A 15,249-nucleotide genomic window follows, 5' to 3' on the forward strand; every position below is an offset into this window, starting at 1 on the left:
CCGCCGCGATCGGCGGGGCATCGCGAAATCACAGCTTGCCGACAAAATCCTTGTAACCGGCTTCGTCCATCAGCCCGTCGAGCTGACCGGTATCGGCAAGCGTCAGCTTGAAGAACCAGCCGGTCCCTTCGGGATCGCTGTTCACCAGCGACGGATCGTCGGCCAGCGCGGCATTGCCCTCGACCACGGTGCCGCTGACGGGAGCATAGACGTCGCTGGCGGCCTTGACGCTCTCGACCACGGCCGCTTCACCGCCCTTGGTCACATCGCGGCCCGCTTCGGGCACTTCGACGAACACGATGTCGCCAAGCTGGCCCTGCGCGTAATCGGTGATGCCGACGGTCGCGGTGTCGCCGTCAACCTCGATCCACTCATGCTCGTCGGTGAAGTAACGGGTCACTTTGACACTCCCTTGCGAATGTAACGATGGGGAACGAAGGGCATGGCCGCGACCGTCGCGGCGTGCGGCTTGCCCCGTTGCTGAAGCATGATGGCGGTGCCGGGTGCGGCGAGTTCGGCGGGCACGAACGCCATGGCGATCGGCTGGCCCACGCTGGGCGCAAAGCCGCCCGACGTCACGCGCCCGATCGTCGCGCCATGGGCATTAACTACCGTCGCGCCTTCACGCACGGGCTGGCGCCCTTCCACAATAAGGCCGACGCGCTTGATAGCCGCGCCGGTTACATACTCACCCAGCACCCGTTCCGCACCGGGAAAGCCGCCGCCCTCGCGCCGCCGCTTGGACAGGGCAAAGCCAAGGTCGGCGGCAACCGGCGTCGTTTCTTCATCCAGGTCGTGGCCGTAGAGCGGCAACCCGGCCTCCAGCCGCAGCGAATCGCGCGCGCCAAGGCCGATGGGCTTGACCTCCGGCTCGGCGCACAGCGCCTGTGCCAGCGCCACGGAATCGTCAGCCGCCACCGAAACCTCGAAGCCATCCTCGCCGGTATAGCCCGATCGGCTGATCCACAGCGCCGTGCCGCGCCAATCGAACGCCGCCGCCGTCATGAAGCCCAGCGCCGCGACGCCCGGAACCAGCCGCTCCAGCGCATCGACCGCCTTTGGTCCCTGCAACGCCAGCAGCGCGCGTTCGTCCAGCAGGTTCAGGTTGATCGCGTCGTCCAGCCCTTCGCGCAGATGCGCCAGATCGTCCCATTTGGTCGCGCCGTTCACGACCATGTAAAAGGCTGGCTCGCCATCCTCGACCTCACCGAACGGGTGGTCGGTGGGCAGGCGCGCCAACATCAAGTCGTCCAGGATGCCGCCACTATCGGCCAGCAACAGCGAGTAACGCTGCCGCCCCGCGCCCAGCCCGGCAACATCGGCCGGCAACAGCGATTCCAGCGCGTCGACCACGCCGGGTCCGTCGATCCGCAACTGACCCATATGGCTGACATCGAACAGGCCCGCCGATTCGCGCGTCCACAGATGTTCGGCCATGATGCCATCATACTGGATCGGCATATGATAGCCGGCGAACTCGACCATTCGCGCACCATGTTCCCGGTGCCACTCGTCCAGCGGCAGCGTCAGCACGGGCGGCGCTTCGCCTTCGATTTCTTCTTCGGTCAGATGATCGGCCAAGCAAGGCTCCTGTGACGACAAGGTGAAACCGACGCAGTTCCATGGTCATATCATGACCGTGTATCCGCATCGCCCCCTCTGTCACGGGAACCTGAGAGCTTTCCCCCGGGCATCAGCCGGGGTTACCCCTTCGGTGGGCGCCGGAAACACCGGTGCCGCTTTCCAGAGTATCGCAAGACCCGCGCGGTCCTTTGCACCTGAGAGATTCCGGGGCGGTTGCTCCTTCGGTGGCGGACCTTGCGACCCGCACTCTCCCGCGCGTGTCCGCCGGTTGCCCGACGACGACACGAAAACACTGTCGCGCCGCAGCATCACTGTCAATCGTGCTTTCGCCAAATCATGGGCTGCGTTTGAAAACCGGCCCAAAGCCCGTGGCGGAAGGCTGTCCGTTGCACCGGTGCATCAGTCACCACAGGACCTTGCGCCCGCCTGCCAACGCACTCGCCTAACGCGACAAGGCGCGCTAGGCGTGCGGTCGTGCGTTGGAACCTGCTTTTCTGTGCCCCCCTTCTGCTGACCATATCGGCTGCGTCCGACGCACAGACGAACGGCCAAGTCGCGCTTGCGGCCGATGCGGAGAATCGATGGGTCGCCTTTGACCTGACGCCCGGCAACCAGATCCGGTTCGACATGATGGTCGACGGCAGCCGCGCCAGCGCGATCCTTGACACCGGGGTCAGCGCCAGCGTCGCCTCACGCCTGTTCGCCAGCCGGGCGGGGCTAAAGCTTGAGCCGTCGCGCGGTGAACGCGCGGATGCGGTCGGCGGCGCGGTGCCGCTGGGCTGGACGCGGGTCGAGCGCGTCACGATGGGCGCCTTCACGCAACCGAACGCCCGGCTGGCGATTGTCGACCTGTCGGCCATCGCCACCGGCAGCGCGCAGCCGGTCGACCTGCTGATCGGCAGCGACATGCTGAGCTGCTGCGCGATCGATATCGATTACGAAAACCGCCGATTTCGGATGCTGGCGAGCGGACGGGTGCCCTTTACCGGCGCGCGCGCGTCCTTGTCCCGGCTACCCGGCACCGGCGTGTTCACCAGTGCGGTCGCGGTCGGCCGGTCGCGGTTCCGCCCGCTGATCGTGGATACCGGCGACGGTGCCGCGCTCACCCTGTCGCGGTCCGCATGGGCGTCCGCGCGCATCCGGCCGCGCACCGTGACGACCGCCATCGCCTTTGGTCTGGGCGGCCCGGTGGAGACCGAAATGGCGATCCTGCCCGATGTCCGGCTGGGCACCCTGCCACCCGCGCCGGTCGAAACCCGTATCGAGGCAAAGGGCGGCTTTTCCGACCAGACGCGCACCGCCGGGCGAATCGGCAACGGGCTGTTCCAGCGATACCGCGTGCTGATGGATGCCCGTGCGGGGCACATGATCCTGAAGCCGGGAGCGGACGCCGCCAAGCCGCCGGTGCGATCGACCAGCGGCCTGCTGGTCGGATATGACAATGGCCGGCTGGCGGTGCTGCATGTCATGCGCGGCAGCCCGGCGGCACAAGCGGGCTGGAACGCGCGCGACCAGATCTGCACCGTCGATGGAAACCCGGTGCCGATGCCCGATGGCGGCAGTGTCGACACCGGCTGGTCGGCGGGCGCGCCGGGCCGGGTCGTCCGGTTCGGCATGTGCGACGGCACCGAACGTCGTCTGACGCTGCGCCAGTTCTACTGACCATGCTGCAATTGCCCGACGCGCGGCGGCGGCTGTTGCCGGCGATCGTCTTGAGCCTAGCGGCGCTGGCGCTGCGGGTGTGGGATTTCGGCAATCCGGTCATCCATGTCGACGAGCAATATTATCTGCTGGTCGGCGCGCGCATCTGGAACGGCGCGGTGCCGTTCATCGACCTGTGGGACCGCAAGCCGGTGGGTCTGTTCCTGCTTTATGCAATCCCCGCGATGCTGCCAGGCGACGGCATCGCGGCGTATCAGGTGATGGCGACGATGGCGGCCGCCGCCACCGCGATCGTCATTCGCCTTGCCGCCCTGCGCGTCGGCGCCAGCCCGCGCGGAGCGATGGTCGCCGCGATCGCCTATCTCGTCTGGCTGTCGGTGCTGGGCGGTCGCGGCGGGCAGGCGCCGGTTTTCTATAACCTGCCGGTGACGATCGCGTTGCTGCTGACGTTGAAGCTACCCGCGCTGGCGGCGGATGGGCGGCGTCGCTCGATGGTGGCATCGGGACTGGCGGCGGCCCTGTTGGGCGGCATCGCCATCCAGCTCAAATACACCGCCGCCGTCGAAGGCGCGTTTGTCGGACTGGCGCATCTGTGGTGGCTACGGCGTTCGGGCGCTCGTCCGGGACGACTGGCGCTTGCGGCAATGCTGTTCCTGGCCGCCGGGCTGGCCCCGACGGGCATTGCCGCGCTTTCCTATGCCGCGATGGGACCAGCCGCGTTTTCGGCGTTCTGGTTCGCCAATTTCAGCTCGATCTTTTTACGGCCGCCCTATCCCGCCGACGAAGTGGCGATGCGGCTGCTGGGGATCGCGGCCCAGTTATCGCCGCTGATCGCCTGTTCGCTGCTGGCGTGGCGGCTGCGCCCGCGCCCGACCCCGCCGGTGCTGATGCTGGCCGCCGGGTGGCTGGTCGCGGCGGTGGGCGGCTTCATCGCGATCGGCACCTTCTTCGACCACTATGCACTGCCCCTGATCGCCCCGCTGACGGTGATGTCCGCCACCACATTCGGCCGCCGTCCGCGCGCCGCCATCGGCGCGCTGGGCCTTGGCCTGCTACTGTTCCTGGCCGAGCGCGCCTTCATTCCCGATGACGCGGCGGGGGCGCGGGAGGCGGCGCGGCTCGTGCGGCTGAACGCGCGTGGCGACTGCCCTTATGTCTTTATCGGCGACACGATCACTTATCGTCTGGCCGACACCTGCGTGCCGACACCCTATGCCTTTCCCAACATGCTTGCCTATGCAACCGAGCAGGGCGCGATGGGCATCGACGAGGCCGCCGAGGTGCGCCGCATCCTGCGCCGGCGCCCGCCCGTGATCGTCACATCGACACGTGAACTGGCGATCTGGAACCGACAGAGCCTGCGCGCGGTCAAACAGGCGCTGCGCTGCGATTATCGGCGCGTGTGGACGACGCCGCGCGGACAATGGGACACCGTAATCTATCTCAGGCGTGATCTGAGGTTCGAGCATTAGGTGTTTGAGAAACCGTGCTTTTGCAGGATGGCCTGCCCATCGACTGACAGAAGGAACCGGCGAAACGCCTCCGCGCGCGTGCTGTTCGACCGCTTGAGCCGCGCGATCGGATATCGGATCGGCGGATGGCTGGCGCGGGGAAAGGTGCCGACGATTCGCACGCGCCGTGACGCCATGGCGTCGGTTGCATAAACAATGCCGAGCGTCGCCGCGCCGCGTTCGACCAGCGCCAGTGCCGCCCGCACATTTTCCGCGCGCGCGACCCTGGGTGCGACCGCGTTCCATATCCCGAACCGTGAAAGCGCAGCCCGGCCATAGCGTCCCGCCGGCACCGCATCGGGGTCCGCCATCGCCAGACGACCAGACCCCAGGGCGCGCAGGATATCGGCGCCCGAACGCGCCGCCACCTGCCGGTCGACAGGTGCGATCAATACCAGTCGGTTGCCCGCCATGGCCGCACGCGTGCCGGGGGCAACCTCGCCGCTTCGCTCTACTGCATCCATCCACGCTTCGTCAGCGGAGATGAACAAGTCGGCAGGCGCGCCCGACATGATCTGGCGCGCGAGCGAGGACGACCCGGCGAAGGACAGGCGCGGACGATCGGCCGCACCGCGCGAAAACCGCGTCGCCGCCTCGTCCAGCGCTTCCTGAAGGCTGGCTGCCGCCAGCACCAACGGACGGTCCTGCGCGACCGCAGGCGTTATCGTCGAAACCGCCGCGAGACCGATGAAAAGGGACAGGGCGCGGCGTCGCGCGCGCCCCTGCCCCGATCGCATCAACGACGGCCGGTCATCTGGCCCATGGCCTGCCGACCGAACTCGGCGATCATCTCGCTGATCTCGCGCGCCTGCGACACCGCACGGCCGCCCTGTTCGCGCATATATTCGCTCTGGATACGCATCACGTCGGAGACGTCGCTGGCCTGCGCGGCGGCGCGCATCGCCTGAAACGCCTCGCGCGTGTTGGTTTCGGCCTGATCGAGCATCTTGAGGCCCAGTTGCGAGCCGGCGTTGGTCATCGAATCAGCGGTTGCCTTCATCCGCTCGCCCGCTGCCTGCATCTGATCGGCCGATTCGCGCGCCGCATTGCCGACATGATCCATGCCTGCTTTGGCTGCGTCATTCGCCTGGTCGATCGCTTCGTTCGGATTCTTCGCCATGGTAAAGTCGCTCCCGCATATGCGCGCCGTCACCGCGCGTCACTGGCCCGACGCGCCATCGGCGTCTAGGTTCCGATGCGTTGCATCCGGGGACCGATTATTCCTCACCCATGCGAAGCGCGGCGATAAAGGCTTCCTGCGGAATCTGGACCGAGCCATATTCGCGCATCCGCTTTTTGCCTTCCTTTTGCTTTTCCAACAGCTTGCGCTTGCGACTGATGTCGCCACCATAGCATTTGGCGGTAACGTCCTTGCGAAGCGCGGCAATCGTCTCACGCGCGATGACCTTGCCACCGATCGCGGCCTGGATCGGGATCTTGAACAAGTGACGCGGGATCAGATCCTTCAACCGCTCGCACATGCCGCGCCCGCGGCCTTCGGCGGTCGAACGATGCACGATCATCGACAGCGCGTCGACCGGTTCGTTGTTGACCAGCACCGACATCTTCACAAGGTCGCCTTCGCGATAACCGATCTGTTCATAGTCAAAGCTGGCATAGCCACGGCTGATCGATTTCAGCCGATCATAGAAATCAAACACGACTTCGTTGAGCGGCAGTTCGTATTTCACCTGCGCCCGGCCGCCGACATAGGTCAGATCCTTCTGGATTCCGCGCCGGTCCTGACACAGCTTCAGGATCGTTCCCAGATATTCGTCGGGAACATAGATCGTCGCCTCGATCCAGGGTTCGGCGATCGTCTCGATCCGGCTGGGGTCGGGCATGTCGGCGGGGTTATGCAGCTCAAGATGACCGCTGCCGTGCGTCAACTCGATTTGATAGACCACCGACGGCGCGGTGGTAATCAGATCCAGGTCATATTCGCGCGTCAGCCGCTCCTGAATGATCTCAAGGTGCAGCAGGCCTAGGAAACCGCATCTAAAGCCAAAACCCAGCGCCGCCGATGTTTCCATCTCGAACGTGAAACTCGCATCGTTCAGCCGCAGCTTCGAGATCGATTCGCGTAGTTTTTCAAAGTCGTTGGCGTCGACCGGGAACAGGCCGCAGAACACCACTGACTGCACTTCCTTAAAGCCGGGCAGCGCCTCGGCAGCCGGTTTCCGGGCATCGGTGATGGTGTCGCCGACCGCAGTCTGCGCGACTTCCTTGATCTGTGCCGTGATGAAGCCGATTTCGCCGGGGCCGAGATCGGCAAGTTGCTCGATCTTGGGCCGGAAACAGCCGACGCGGTCGACCAGATGCGTCGTGCCGGCCTGCATGAACTTGATCTGCTGGCCCTTTTTCAGTGTCCCGTCGATCACGCGCACCAGGATGACGACGCCCAGATACGGGTCATACCAGCTATCGACCAGCATCGCTTTCAGCGGGGCGTCTGCATCGCCGCGGGGTGCGGGAATCCGCTCGACCACGGCGTCCAGGATTTCCTCGATCCCGATGCCCGACTTAGCACTGGCCAGCACCGCGCCCGATGCGTCGAGGCCGATGACATCCTCGATCTCGGCCCGGACCTTTTCGGGTTCGGCGGCGGGCAGGTCGATCTTGTTGATGACGGGCACGATTTCATGGTCATGCTCGATCGACTGATAGACATTGGCCAGCGTCTGCGCCTCAACACCCTGCGCCGCGTCGACCACCAGCAGCGCACCCTCGCACGCCGCAAGCGAGCGCGAGACTTCATAGGCGAAGTCGACATGTCCCGGCGTGTCCATCAGGTTCAGGACATGGCCCTTCCATTCCAGGCGCACGGTCTGCGCCTTGATGGTGATGCCGCGCTCCTTCTCGATATCCATATTGTCGAGCACCTGCGCCGACATCTCGCGCTCGGTCAGGCCGCCGGTGCGTTGGATGAGGCGATCGGCCAGCGTCGACTTGCCATGGTCGATATGCGCGATGATCGAAAAGTTGCGGATCTTGGACTGTGGGGTGCTCATGGTCGCGCGGCCGATAGCACCTAAACCCGCCATTGCCAAAGCGGTCGCGCGCGTCGCCCGGCTCGGCCGCCCAACCCGCTGCCGGGCGGGACGAAAGCAGGCGCCGGCAATGCCGTAAAAGGGCGCGAACCAGGGCTGCATCCGATGCGACCAGCCTCGACTCGCGCCGATGTCCGACCGAAAACGGGTCGCGGGCTGGGGAACCGAAATGGCGATGCGGACGAATTGCCGATGCGGGATAAATTGGTCGGGGAAAGAGGATTCGAACCTCCGGCCCCCACGTCCCGAACGTGGTGCTCTACCAGGCTGAGCTATTCCCCGACCGACGACAATCGAGGCGAACCCCGTTGGCGAGGCGCGCCGTATAGCAGGCTGCGCGATCGATTCAAGCATCCGTTTCGAAAAGGTGCAAGCGCGCCGCTGGCTGGCCTCAAACCATTGTCTTCCGCTGCATTTTCGCGATCAGCGCATCATCGATCGCCTTTGCTTCCTGATATGCGGCACGCTCGCACAGCCGGGCGGCATAACGCTCGAACGCGGGCAATTTGGGCAAGGTGCCGAACTGGGTGCCCCAGATAACCTGCGCGCCGACATAGACATCGGCCGCGGTGAAAATATCGGCGGCGACGTAATCATGCGTCGACAGCCATTCATCCAGCGTGTCGACCGTTTGCTCGAAGGTGCCGAACCCCGCGGTCGCCTGCTTCTCGGGCGGAACTTCAAATCCCAGCGCACGGGCCGTCACCGCTTGTTCCAGCGGGCCGGCGGCAAAGAACAGCCAGCGATAATAATCGCCGCGCCGTTCGACGGGCGGCGCCAATCCGCGATCGGGCACGGCATCCGCCAGATAGGCGCAAATGGCGGCGCATTCGGTCACGACCTGCTCGCGATGAACAATGGCCGGCACCTTGCCCATCGGATTGATCGCCCGATATTCGCTTCTTTTCATCATCTTGCCATAATCGAGCACCACGGCCTGATATGCCAATCCGGTTTCATGGATCATCCAGCGCGCGATCTGACCGCGCGACATGGGATTGGTGTAAAATGTCAGGTCATTCATCATCGCTTCTCTCCCGCTCGATTGAACAAAACACGAACAGAACGAACCGTCAAGCACGCGGGTTGCGGGCGCGCGCGCGACACGCCATAGCGGCGCCATTCCGTTTTTACCGTGATGGACCTGAACCCCATGAAACTTCGCGTCGTCGTGACCCTCAAGCCCGGCGTCCTCGATCCGCAGGGCAAGGCCATTCAGCACGCGCTCGGTTCGCTGGGCTTCGACGGCGTGGCCGATGTGCGCGCCGGCAAGATCTTTGAACTCGACGTTGCCGACGGCACCAGCGACGAAGCGGTCAGGGACATGTGCGAAAAGCTGCTCGCCAATACCGTCATCGAAAACTACCGGGTCGAGCACGCGGCATGAAGACGGCGGTCATCGTCTTTCCCGGCTCGAACTGCGACCGCGACATCGCCGTCGCGCTGGAGCAGGTGACAGGGCAGAAGCCGGCGATGGTCTGGCACGGCGACAGCGACCTGCCGGGCGGCACCGATCTGATCGCGCTGCCCGGCGGTTTTTCCTATGGCGATTATCTGCGCTGTGGCGCGATTGCGGCGCGATCCCCGGTGGTGCGCGCGGTCGTCGATGCGGCGGGTCGCGGCGTGCCGGTCATCGGCATCTGCAACGGATTCCAGATCCTGACGGAAATCGGCCTGCTTCCCGGCGCGCTGATGCGGAACAAGGGGCTGGATTTCGTGTGTCGCTATGTGCCGCTGACGGTCGCCAACGACCGATCGCTGTTCACGCGCGGCTATAGCGCTGGCGAGACGATTACCGTGCCCGTGGCGCATCATGACGGCAATTATTTCGCCGACGACGCCACGCTCGACCGGATCGAGGGCGAGGGCCGCATTGCATTCCGCTATGCCGAGGATGTCAACGGATCGGCGCGCGGCATTGCCGGCCTGTTGAATGAAAACGGCAATGTGCTGGGCATGATGCCCCACCCCGAACGCCGGGTCGAAGGCGCGCATGGCGGCAATGATGGCCGCCGGTTGTTCGAAGGACTGGTCGCCGCCGTCGCCTGACCCTGCGGTCAGACGCGAGTGCGAAAGGGCGTGAAGTCGGTTTCGCGGTCGAAGACGTCGACGCCCTCCGCCCGCTTCAGTCCGCCCACGATGGCATAGGTGACGGGCGTCAGCACGACTTCCCACGCGACCTTCATCGCCCAGTTCGTGACCATCACGGTCAATACCTGCTCGGTCGTCCAGACGCCCAGAAAGGCGATGGGATAGAAGATCAGGCTGTCGACGGCCTGCCCCACCACGGTCGAGCCGATCGTGCGGCTCCACAAATGACGGCCGGCGGTCAGCAGCTTCATGCGCGCCAGCACGAAGCTGTTGACGAACTCCCCTGCCCAGAACGCGGTGATCGACGCGATTACGATGCGCCAGACCTGTCCGAACACCGCTTCATAAGCCGCCTGCCCGGTCCAGCCTTGGGCGGGCGGCAGGCTGACGACCACCCAGCTCATCAACGCAAGGAAGATCAGCGCGCCGAACCCCGCCCAGATGCACCGGCGTGCGCGTGCGTAACCATAAACCTCGGTCAGCACGTCGCCGATCACATAGCTGACCGGAAAGAACAGGATGCCCGCCCCGAACACGATACCGCCGACCGACGACAGCTTGGCCGCGCCGATGACGTTCGACAGCACCAGCACGACGACGAATGCCGCCATCACGAAATCGAAATAGCGAAAGGGTTTTCCGCGAAGGTCGTCGGCGCTGGCGGGAGTAGCGATCATGGCCCATGTTGTGCACCGCAAAACCGGCGCTTTCAACGCAATCGTTTCGGACCCATGTGCCTTTTCCCGCAACCATTTGGGCGCTCCGGCATTCCCCAGCCATCAACAGGAGGAGACAAAAGATGCGCGGACTCAAGATCGCACTGGGCGCGTTGACATTGGGCAGCGCCGCGATGGTGGGTGGTTGCTCGAACGGCTATGGCTTGGGCGGCGGTGGCCTGGGCTATTCGAACTACGACTATAACCGCCCCGACCCTTCCTATGGCGGCTATTATGCCGATCGCTATTACCGTGAAGACAACCGGCGCCAGGCGCGCCGCCTGTCACGCAACGACCGCATTTATGCCGGTCAGGATGGCCGTTATTATTGCCGCCGTTCGGATGGCACGACGGGCCTGATCGTTGGCGGTCTGGCCGGTGGCGTGCTGGGCACGGCGCTGCGTCCCGGCGGTTCGGGTCTGCTGGGTGCACTGCTGGGCGGCGCGGCAGGCGCCGCGGCGGGCGAGGCGATCGACCGCGATAACGTTCAGTGCCGCTGAACCGATAGCCAAATAAAAGGGGGCGCCGATCGAAAGACCGGCGCCCCCTTTTCTTATCAGCCTCGGCTGAACGGCTTATGCCGCCTGCGGCAGCGCGGCCTTTGCCTGAGCGATGATTGCGGAGAAGGCTTCACCTTCGTGCATCGCGATGTCGGCCAGAACCTTCCGGTCCAGTTCGATGCCCGCCAGCTTCAGGCCGTGCATGAACTGCGAATAGGTCAGACCTTCGGCGCGGACGCCCGCATTGATGCGTTGGATCCACAGGCCGCGGAACGTGCGCTTCTTAACCTTGCGGTCCCGATACGCATATTGGCCGGCCTTCTCGACGGCCTGGCGTGCGATGCGGATCGTGTTCTTGCGACGGCCATAATAGCCCTTCGCCTGATCCAGAACCCGCTTGTGCTTGGCCTTGGTGGTCGTGCCACGCTTTACTCGTGCCATGTCTTATGCCCTCCCTTACTTGAGGCCATAGGGCGCCCAGAGGCGCACGTGACCGGCATCGGCATCCGACAGCACGCTGGTGCCACGGTTCTGACGGATATATTTCGCGTTGTGTGAAATCAGGCGGTGGCGCTTGCCGGCGACGCCGTGCTTCACCTTGCCCGTGGCGGTGAACTTGAAGCGCTTCTTCACACCGCTCTTGGTCTTCATCTTGGGCATTTTCGTCTCCTTGCAGTCGACGATCCTGAACTGCCATGGCAGCCCACACTGGCCAGGCGGTTCGTCATTGCGATCGTGGAAGTTGCGCGCGTTAGCCGCAGTCGCGGTGAAACGCAAGATCAGTGGTGGTGATGGTCGTGGTCGCCGATCGAATGCAGCGCGTCCAGCACCTCGTCGGCGCGTGCCGCGTCGCCGATGGCGAGTACATGCCCCTCGCTGGCGGCGGTCAGAGGGTCGCCGTTCCAGTCGCACATGCGCCCGCCCGCCCCCTCGACCACCGGCACCAGCGCCGCGAAATCATAGAGCTTCAGCCCCGATTCGCAGACGATATCCAGATGCCCGCTGGCGAGCAGGCCGTAATTGTAACAATCGCCGCCATAGACCGGTCCCTGTCGCGGCGCACCCTTCGACACCGCATGAATCAGCGACATGAAGTGCGGCACGTCGCCATCGGCGAACAGATGCGGGCTGGTTGTCGCCACGATCGCACCCTCCAAAGCCGAACACGCCCGCGTGCGGGCAGGGCGGCCGTTGAACAGCGTGTCGCGCCCCGCCACGCCGACCCAGCGTTCGCGCTGCACCGGCTGGTCGATGATGCCCAGCACCGGCCAACCATCCTCCACCAGCGCGATCAGCGTGCCAAAGATCGCGCGCCCCACGGTAAAGCTGCGCGTTCCGTCGATGGGATCGAGTATCCACTGTCGCCCGGTCACACCGGGCTTCTCGCCATATTCCTCGCCCACAATGCCGTCGCCCGACCGCTCGGCATCGAGCAACCGGCGCATCGCGGCTTCGGCCTCCTGGTCGGCAAGCGTGACGGGGGACTGGTCGCCCTTGGTCTCAAGCCCAAAGGCGCCGCGAAAATACGGTCTAATGACCTCCCCCGCCGCATCGGCAAGACGGTGGGCGAGGTCGATATCGGCTTGGGAAACGGGCATCGCCCTTCCCTAGCGCGTGAAACGCAGCACGTCAGCCATTGACGATCATCCCGCCATTGGGATGCAGCACCTGTCCCGATATATAGCTCGAATCGTCGCACGCCAGGAACAGGAACGACGGCGCGACTTCGTTGGGCTGGCCCGGCCGCCCGATCGGCGTGCTCTCGCCAAAGGTCTTTAGTTTCTCCTCGGTCGCACCGCCGCTGGGGTTCAGCGGCGTCCAGATCGGCCCCGGCGCCACGGCATTCACACGGATGCCCTTTTCGATCAGGTTCTCCGACAAGCTGCGGGTGAAAGCGGTGATCGCGCCCTTGGTCGAGGAATAGTCGAGCAGTTCCTTCGATCCCTGATACATCGTCACCGACGTGCAGTTCACGATCGCCGCATCTGCCTTCATGTGCGGCACTGCGGCCTGCACCATGAAGAACATGCCGAAGATGTTGGTCTGGAACGTGCGGCGAAGCTGTTCCTCGGTAATGTCGGTAATGTCGGTGTCGGGATGCTGTTCGCCGGCATTGTTGACCAGAATGTCGATCCGGCCGAATTCCTTCACAATGCGGGCGACCGCCTGTTCACAGAACGCCTTGTCGCCGACATCGCCCGCGATGTTGATGGCCCGCGCGCCCTCGTCCCGGACGATGCGCGCCGTTTCCTCGGCATCGTCATGTTCGCACAGGTAAAGGATCGCCACATCGGCGCCTTCGCGCGCGTAAAGCGCCGCAACGGCGCGGCCGATGCCGCTGTCGGCGCCAGTGATGATCGCGACCTTGCCCTGTAACCGTCCCGAACCCGGATAGCGCGGCTGCCATTCGGGCTTGGGCGTCAGTTTCGATTCGTGGCCGGGCAGCGCGTCCTCGTGGATCATATCGATCGTCTCGGTCATCGTCGCACCTCGTCGCTTTGGGAGATGCAACGAAGAACCGACCGCGCGCGGGGCCGTTCCTTTCCTGCTCTGGATCAAGCGTTTTCGAGCAGCCCGTCCTTCGCGATCCGCTCCCGCCAGACCAGAGGCGCGAGCTGGTGGACATTATTGCCCTCCGCATCGACGGCAACGGTTACGGGGAAGTCCTTTACCTCGAACTCGTAAATCGCTTCCATGCCAAGGTCCTCGAAGCCCACGACCTTCGACCCCTTGATCGCGCGCGCGACCAGATAGGCCGCGCCGCCGACCGCCATCAGATAGGCCGACTTGCCCTCACGGATCGCATCGGTCGCGTCGGGGCCGCGCTCGGCCTTGCCGACCATCGCCAGCAACCCCTGGTCCAGCATCATGCGGGTGAACTTGTCCATGCGCGTGGCGGTGGTGGGACCGGCGGGGCCGACCACTTCCTCACCGACAGGATCGACCGGGCCGACATAATAAATGACGCGGCCCTTGAACGCGACCGGGAGTTCCTGCCCCGCTTCAAGCATGTCCTTGATCCGCTTGTGCGCGGCGTCGCGGCCGGTCAGCATCTTGCCGTTCAGCAGCAGGCGGTCGCCCTGCTTCCACCCCCGCACCACGTCGGGCGTCAGGGTGTCGAGGTCGACGCGGATCGCAGCCGGATCGGGTTGCCAGTCGACCTTGGGCCAGGCATCCAGATCGGGCGCATCGAGATAGCTTGCTCCTGAACCGTCCAGCGTGAAGTGCGCGTGGCGCATGGCGGCGCAATTGGGGATCATCGCCACCGGCTTGCCCGCCGCATGGCACGGCGCGTCCATGATCTTGACGTCGAGGATGGTCGACAGGCCGCCTAGCCCCTGCGCGCCGATGCCCAGCGCATTCACCCGGTCGAAAATGTCGATCCGCAACTTTTCAATGTCGTTCGACGGGCCGCGCAGCTTCAACTGCGCCATGTCGATCGGCTCCATCAGCGCCTTTTTGGCCAACAGAACGCAATGTTCCGCCGTGCCGCCGATGCCGATGCCGAGCATCCCCGGCGGGCACCAGCCCGCGCCCATTTGCGGCAGCATCTCGACCACCCATTCGACGATCGAATCCGACGGGTTCATCATCTTGAACTTGGACTTGTTCTCGCTACCGCCGCCCTTGGCCGCGACATCGACCGACACCGTTGCGCCCGGCACCATTTCGACGTGCAGAACCGACGGCGTGTTGTCGCGCGTGTTGCGGCGGGTAAAGGCGGGGTCGGCCAGCACCGATGCGCGCAGCCGGTTTTCGGGGTGCAGGTATGCGCGGCGAACCCCCTCATCCACCACGTCCTGCAAGGAACGGCTGGTGTCGTCCAGGCGGCAATCCATGCCCCATTTAACGAACACATTGACGATGCCGGTGTCCTGACAGATGGGGCGATGACCCTCCGCACACATGCGGCTGTTGGTCAGGATTTGCGCGATCGCGTCCTTGGCCGCGGGCGATTGTTCGGCGGCATAGGCGTCGCCCAGCGCGCGGATATAATCCATCGGGTGAAAATAGCTGATGAACTGAAGCGCGTCGGCGACGCTGTCGATCAGGTCGGTTGCGCGGATGGTGACGGTCATGGCCTCGTTTCACATGCGATCGGGAAATGCCGCCTGCCATAGGCGGTGGCCACGAT

General features: G+C 64.7%; 17 protein-coding genes, 1 tRNA gene and 1 riboswitch. Of the genes, 5 read left to right on the plus strand and 13 right to left on the minus strand.

Features of this window, described 5'->3' with window-relative positions; genetic code table 11:
* Window positions 1-28: 28 nt before the first annotated feature.
* A complete protein-coding gene (gene gcvH / locus VL973_RS03840) occupies window positions 29-400 on the minus strand; it encodes a glycine cleavage system protein GcvH (protein WP_325282706.1) in 372 nt (123 codons plus the stop codon).
* Window positions 397-1,581 carry a glycine cleavage system aminomethyltransferase GcvT gene (gene gcvT / locus VL973_RS03845; protein WP_325282707.1) on the minus strand — a complete coding sequence of 395 codons (1,185 nt, stop codon included), beginning with the start codon at window positions 1,579-1,581 and terminating at the stop codon, window positions 397-399. Before gcvT ends, gcvH begins: the two co-directional genes overlap by 4 nt.
* A 174-nt stretch (window positions 1,582-1,755) precedes the next feature.
* Window positions 1,756-1,848, minus strand: a riboswitch (glycine riboswitch).
* 210 nt (window positions 1,849-2,058) lie between these two features.
* On the opposite strand from gcvT, the gene VL973_RS03850 reads away from it, so the two are divergent.
* On the plus strand, window positions 2,059-3,246 hold the full coding sequence (locus VL973_RS03850) for a retropepsin-like aspartic protease (RefSeq protein ID WP_325282708.1): 1,188 nt from the start codon (window positions 2,059-2,061) through the stop codon (window positions 3,244-3,246).
* Between the two features lie 2 nt (window positions 3,247-3,248).
* Window positions 3,249-4,718 (plus strand): hypothetical protein, encoded by a 1,470-nt coding sequence (locus VL973_RS03855; RefSeq protein ID WP_325282709.1) that lies wholly within the window; start codon window positions 3,249-3,251, stop codon window positions 4,716-4,718.
* Here VL973_RS03855 and modA read toward each other — a convergent pair.
* The 5 genes from modA to VL973_RS03880 all read right to left on the minus strand — a co-directional run bounded on the left by modA (window position 4,715) and on the right by VL973_RS03880 (window position 8,834).
* The gene (modA, locus tag VL973_RS03860) at window positions 4,715-5,494 is read right to left on the minus strand and encodes a molybdate ABC transporter substrate-binding protein (RefSeq protein WP_325282710.1); all 780 of its coding nucleotides are present in this window, start codon (window positions 5,492-5,494) and stop codon (window positions 4,715-4,717) included. The genes VL973_RS03855 and modA overlap by 4 nt on opposite strands.
* Complete coding sequence (locus VL973_RS03865) at window positions 5,494-5,877, minus strand: phasin family protein (protein ID WP_325282711.1); 384 nt, start codon at window positions 5,875-5,877, stop codon at window positions 5,494-5,496. The genes modA and VL973_RS03865 overlap by 1 nt, the downstream gene beginning before the upstream one ends.
* Window positions 5,878-5,974: 97 nt before the next feature.
* Entirely contained in the window at window positions 5,975-7,768 is a 1,794-nt protein-coding gene (gene lepA / locus VL973_RS03870; RefSeq protein WP_325282712.1) for a translation elongation factor 4, read from the minus strand.
* Between the two features lie 244 nt (window positions 7,769-8,012).
* Window positions 8,013-8,089, minus strand: a tRNA-Pro gene (locus VL973_RS03875).
* Between the two features lie 109 nt (window positions 8,090-8,198).
* Window positions 8,199-8,834 (minus strand): glutathione S-transferase family protein, encoded by a 636-nt coding sequence (locus tag VL973_RS03880; RefSeq protein ID WP_325282713.1) that lies wholly within the window; start codon window positions 8,832-8,834, stop codon window positions 8,199-8,201.
* 126 nt (window positions 8,835-8,960) lie between these two features.
* Here VL973_RS03880 and purS point away from each other — a divergent pair, with 126 nt between their 5' ends.
* Both purS and purQ read left to right on the plus strand, forming a co-directional pair.
* Window positions 8,961-9,194 (plus strand): phosphoribosylformylglycinamidine synthase subunit PurS, encoded by a 234-nt coding sequence (gene purS / locus VL973_RS03885; protein ID WP_325282714.1) that lies wholly within the window; start codon window positions 8,961-8,963, stop codon window positions 9,192-9,194.
* Complete coding sequence (purQ, locus tag VL973_RS03890) at window positions 9,191-9,856, plus strand: phosphoribosylformylglycinamidine synthase subunit PurQ (RefSeq protein ID WP_325282715.1); 666 nt, start codon at window positions 9,191-9,193, stop codon at window positions 9,854-9,856. Before purS ends, purQ begins: the two co-directional genes overlap by 4 nt.
* An 8-nt stretch (window positions 9,857-9,864) precedes the next feature.
* Here purQ and VL973_RS03895 read toward each other — a convergent pair whose 3' ends face one another.
* Window positions 9,865-10,575 (minus strand): queuosine precursor transporter, encoded by a 711-nt coding sequence (locus VL973_RS03895; RefSeq protein WP_325282716.1) that lies wholly within the window; start codon window positions 10,573-10,575, stop codon window positions 9,865-9,867.
* A 122-nt stretch (window positions 10,576-10,697) separates the two neighbouring features.
* Here VL973_RS03895 and VL973_RS03900 point away from each other — a divergent pair, with 122 nt between their 5' ends.
* Entirely contained in the window at window positions 10,698-11,114 is a 417-nt protein-coding gene (locus tag VL973_RS03900) for a hypothetical protein (protein ID WP_325282717.1), read from the plus strand.
* Between the two features lie 75 nt (window positions 11,115-11,189).
* On the opposite strand, the gene rplT is transcribed toward VL973_RS03900, so the two are convergent.
* From rplT to VL973_RS03925, 5 genes are all read right to left on the minus strand, one after another.
* A complete protein-coding gene (rplT, locus tag VL973_RS03905; RefSeq protein ID WP_325282718.1) occupies window positions 11,190-11,555 on the minus strand; it encodes a 50S ribosomal protein L20 in 366 nt (121 codons plus the stop codon).
* Between the two features lie 15 nt (window positions 11,556-11,570).
* Entirely contained in the window at window positions 11,571-11,774 is a 204-nt protein-coding gene (rpmI, locus tag VL973_RS03910) for a 50S ribosomal protein L35 (RefSeq protein WP_066699836.1), read from the minus strand.
* Window positions 11,775-11,893: 119 nt separating this feature from the next.
* Window positions 11,894-12,712, minus strand: a complete 819-nt coding sequence (locus VL973_RS03915) for an inositol monophosphatase family protein (RefSeq protein WP_325282719.1) — start codon at window positions 12,710-12,712, stop codon at window positions 11,894-11,896.
* A 31-nt stretch (window positions 12,713-12,743) separates the two neighbouring features.
* Window positions 12,744-13,595 carry a glucose 1-dehydrogenase gene (locus VL973_RS03920; RefSeq protein WP_325282720.1) on the minus strand — a complete coding sequence of 284 codons (852 nt, stop codon included), beginning with the start codon at window positions 13,593-13,595 and terminating at the stop codon, window positions 12,744-12,746.
* A 74-nt stretch (window positions 13,596-13,669) separates the two neighbouring features.
* A complete protein-coding gene (locus VL973_RS03925; protein ID WP_325282721.1) occupies window positions 13,670-15,193 on the minus strand; it encodes a fumarate hydratase in 1,524 nt (507 codons plus the stop codon).
* Window positions 15,194-15,249: the final 56 nt, after the last annotated feature.

It is taken from the genome of Sphingomonas sp., assembly GCF_035490575.1.
GTDB lineage: Bacteria > Pseudomonadota > Alphaproteobacteria > Sphingomonadales > Sphingomonadaceae > Sphingomonas.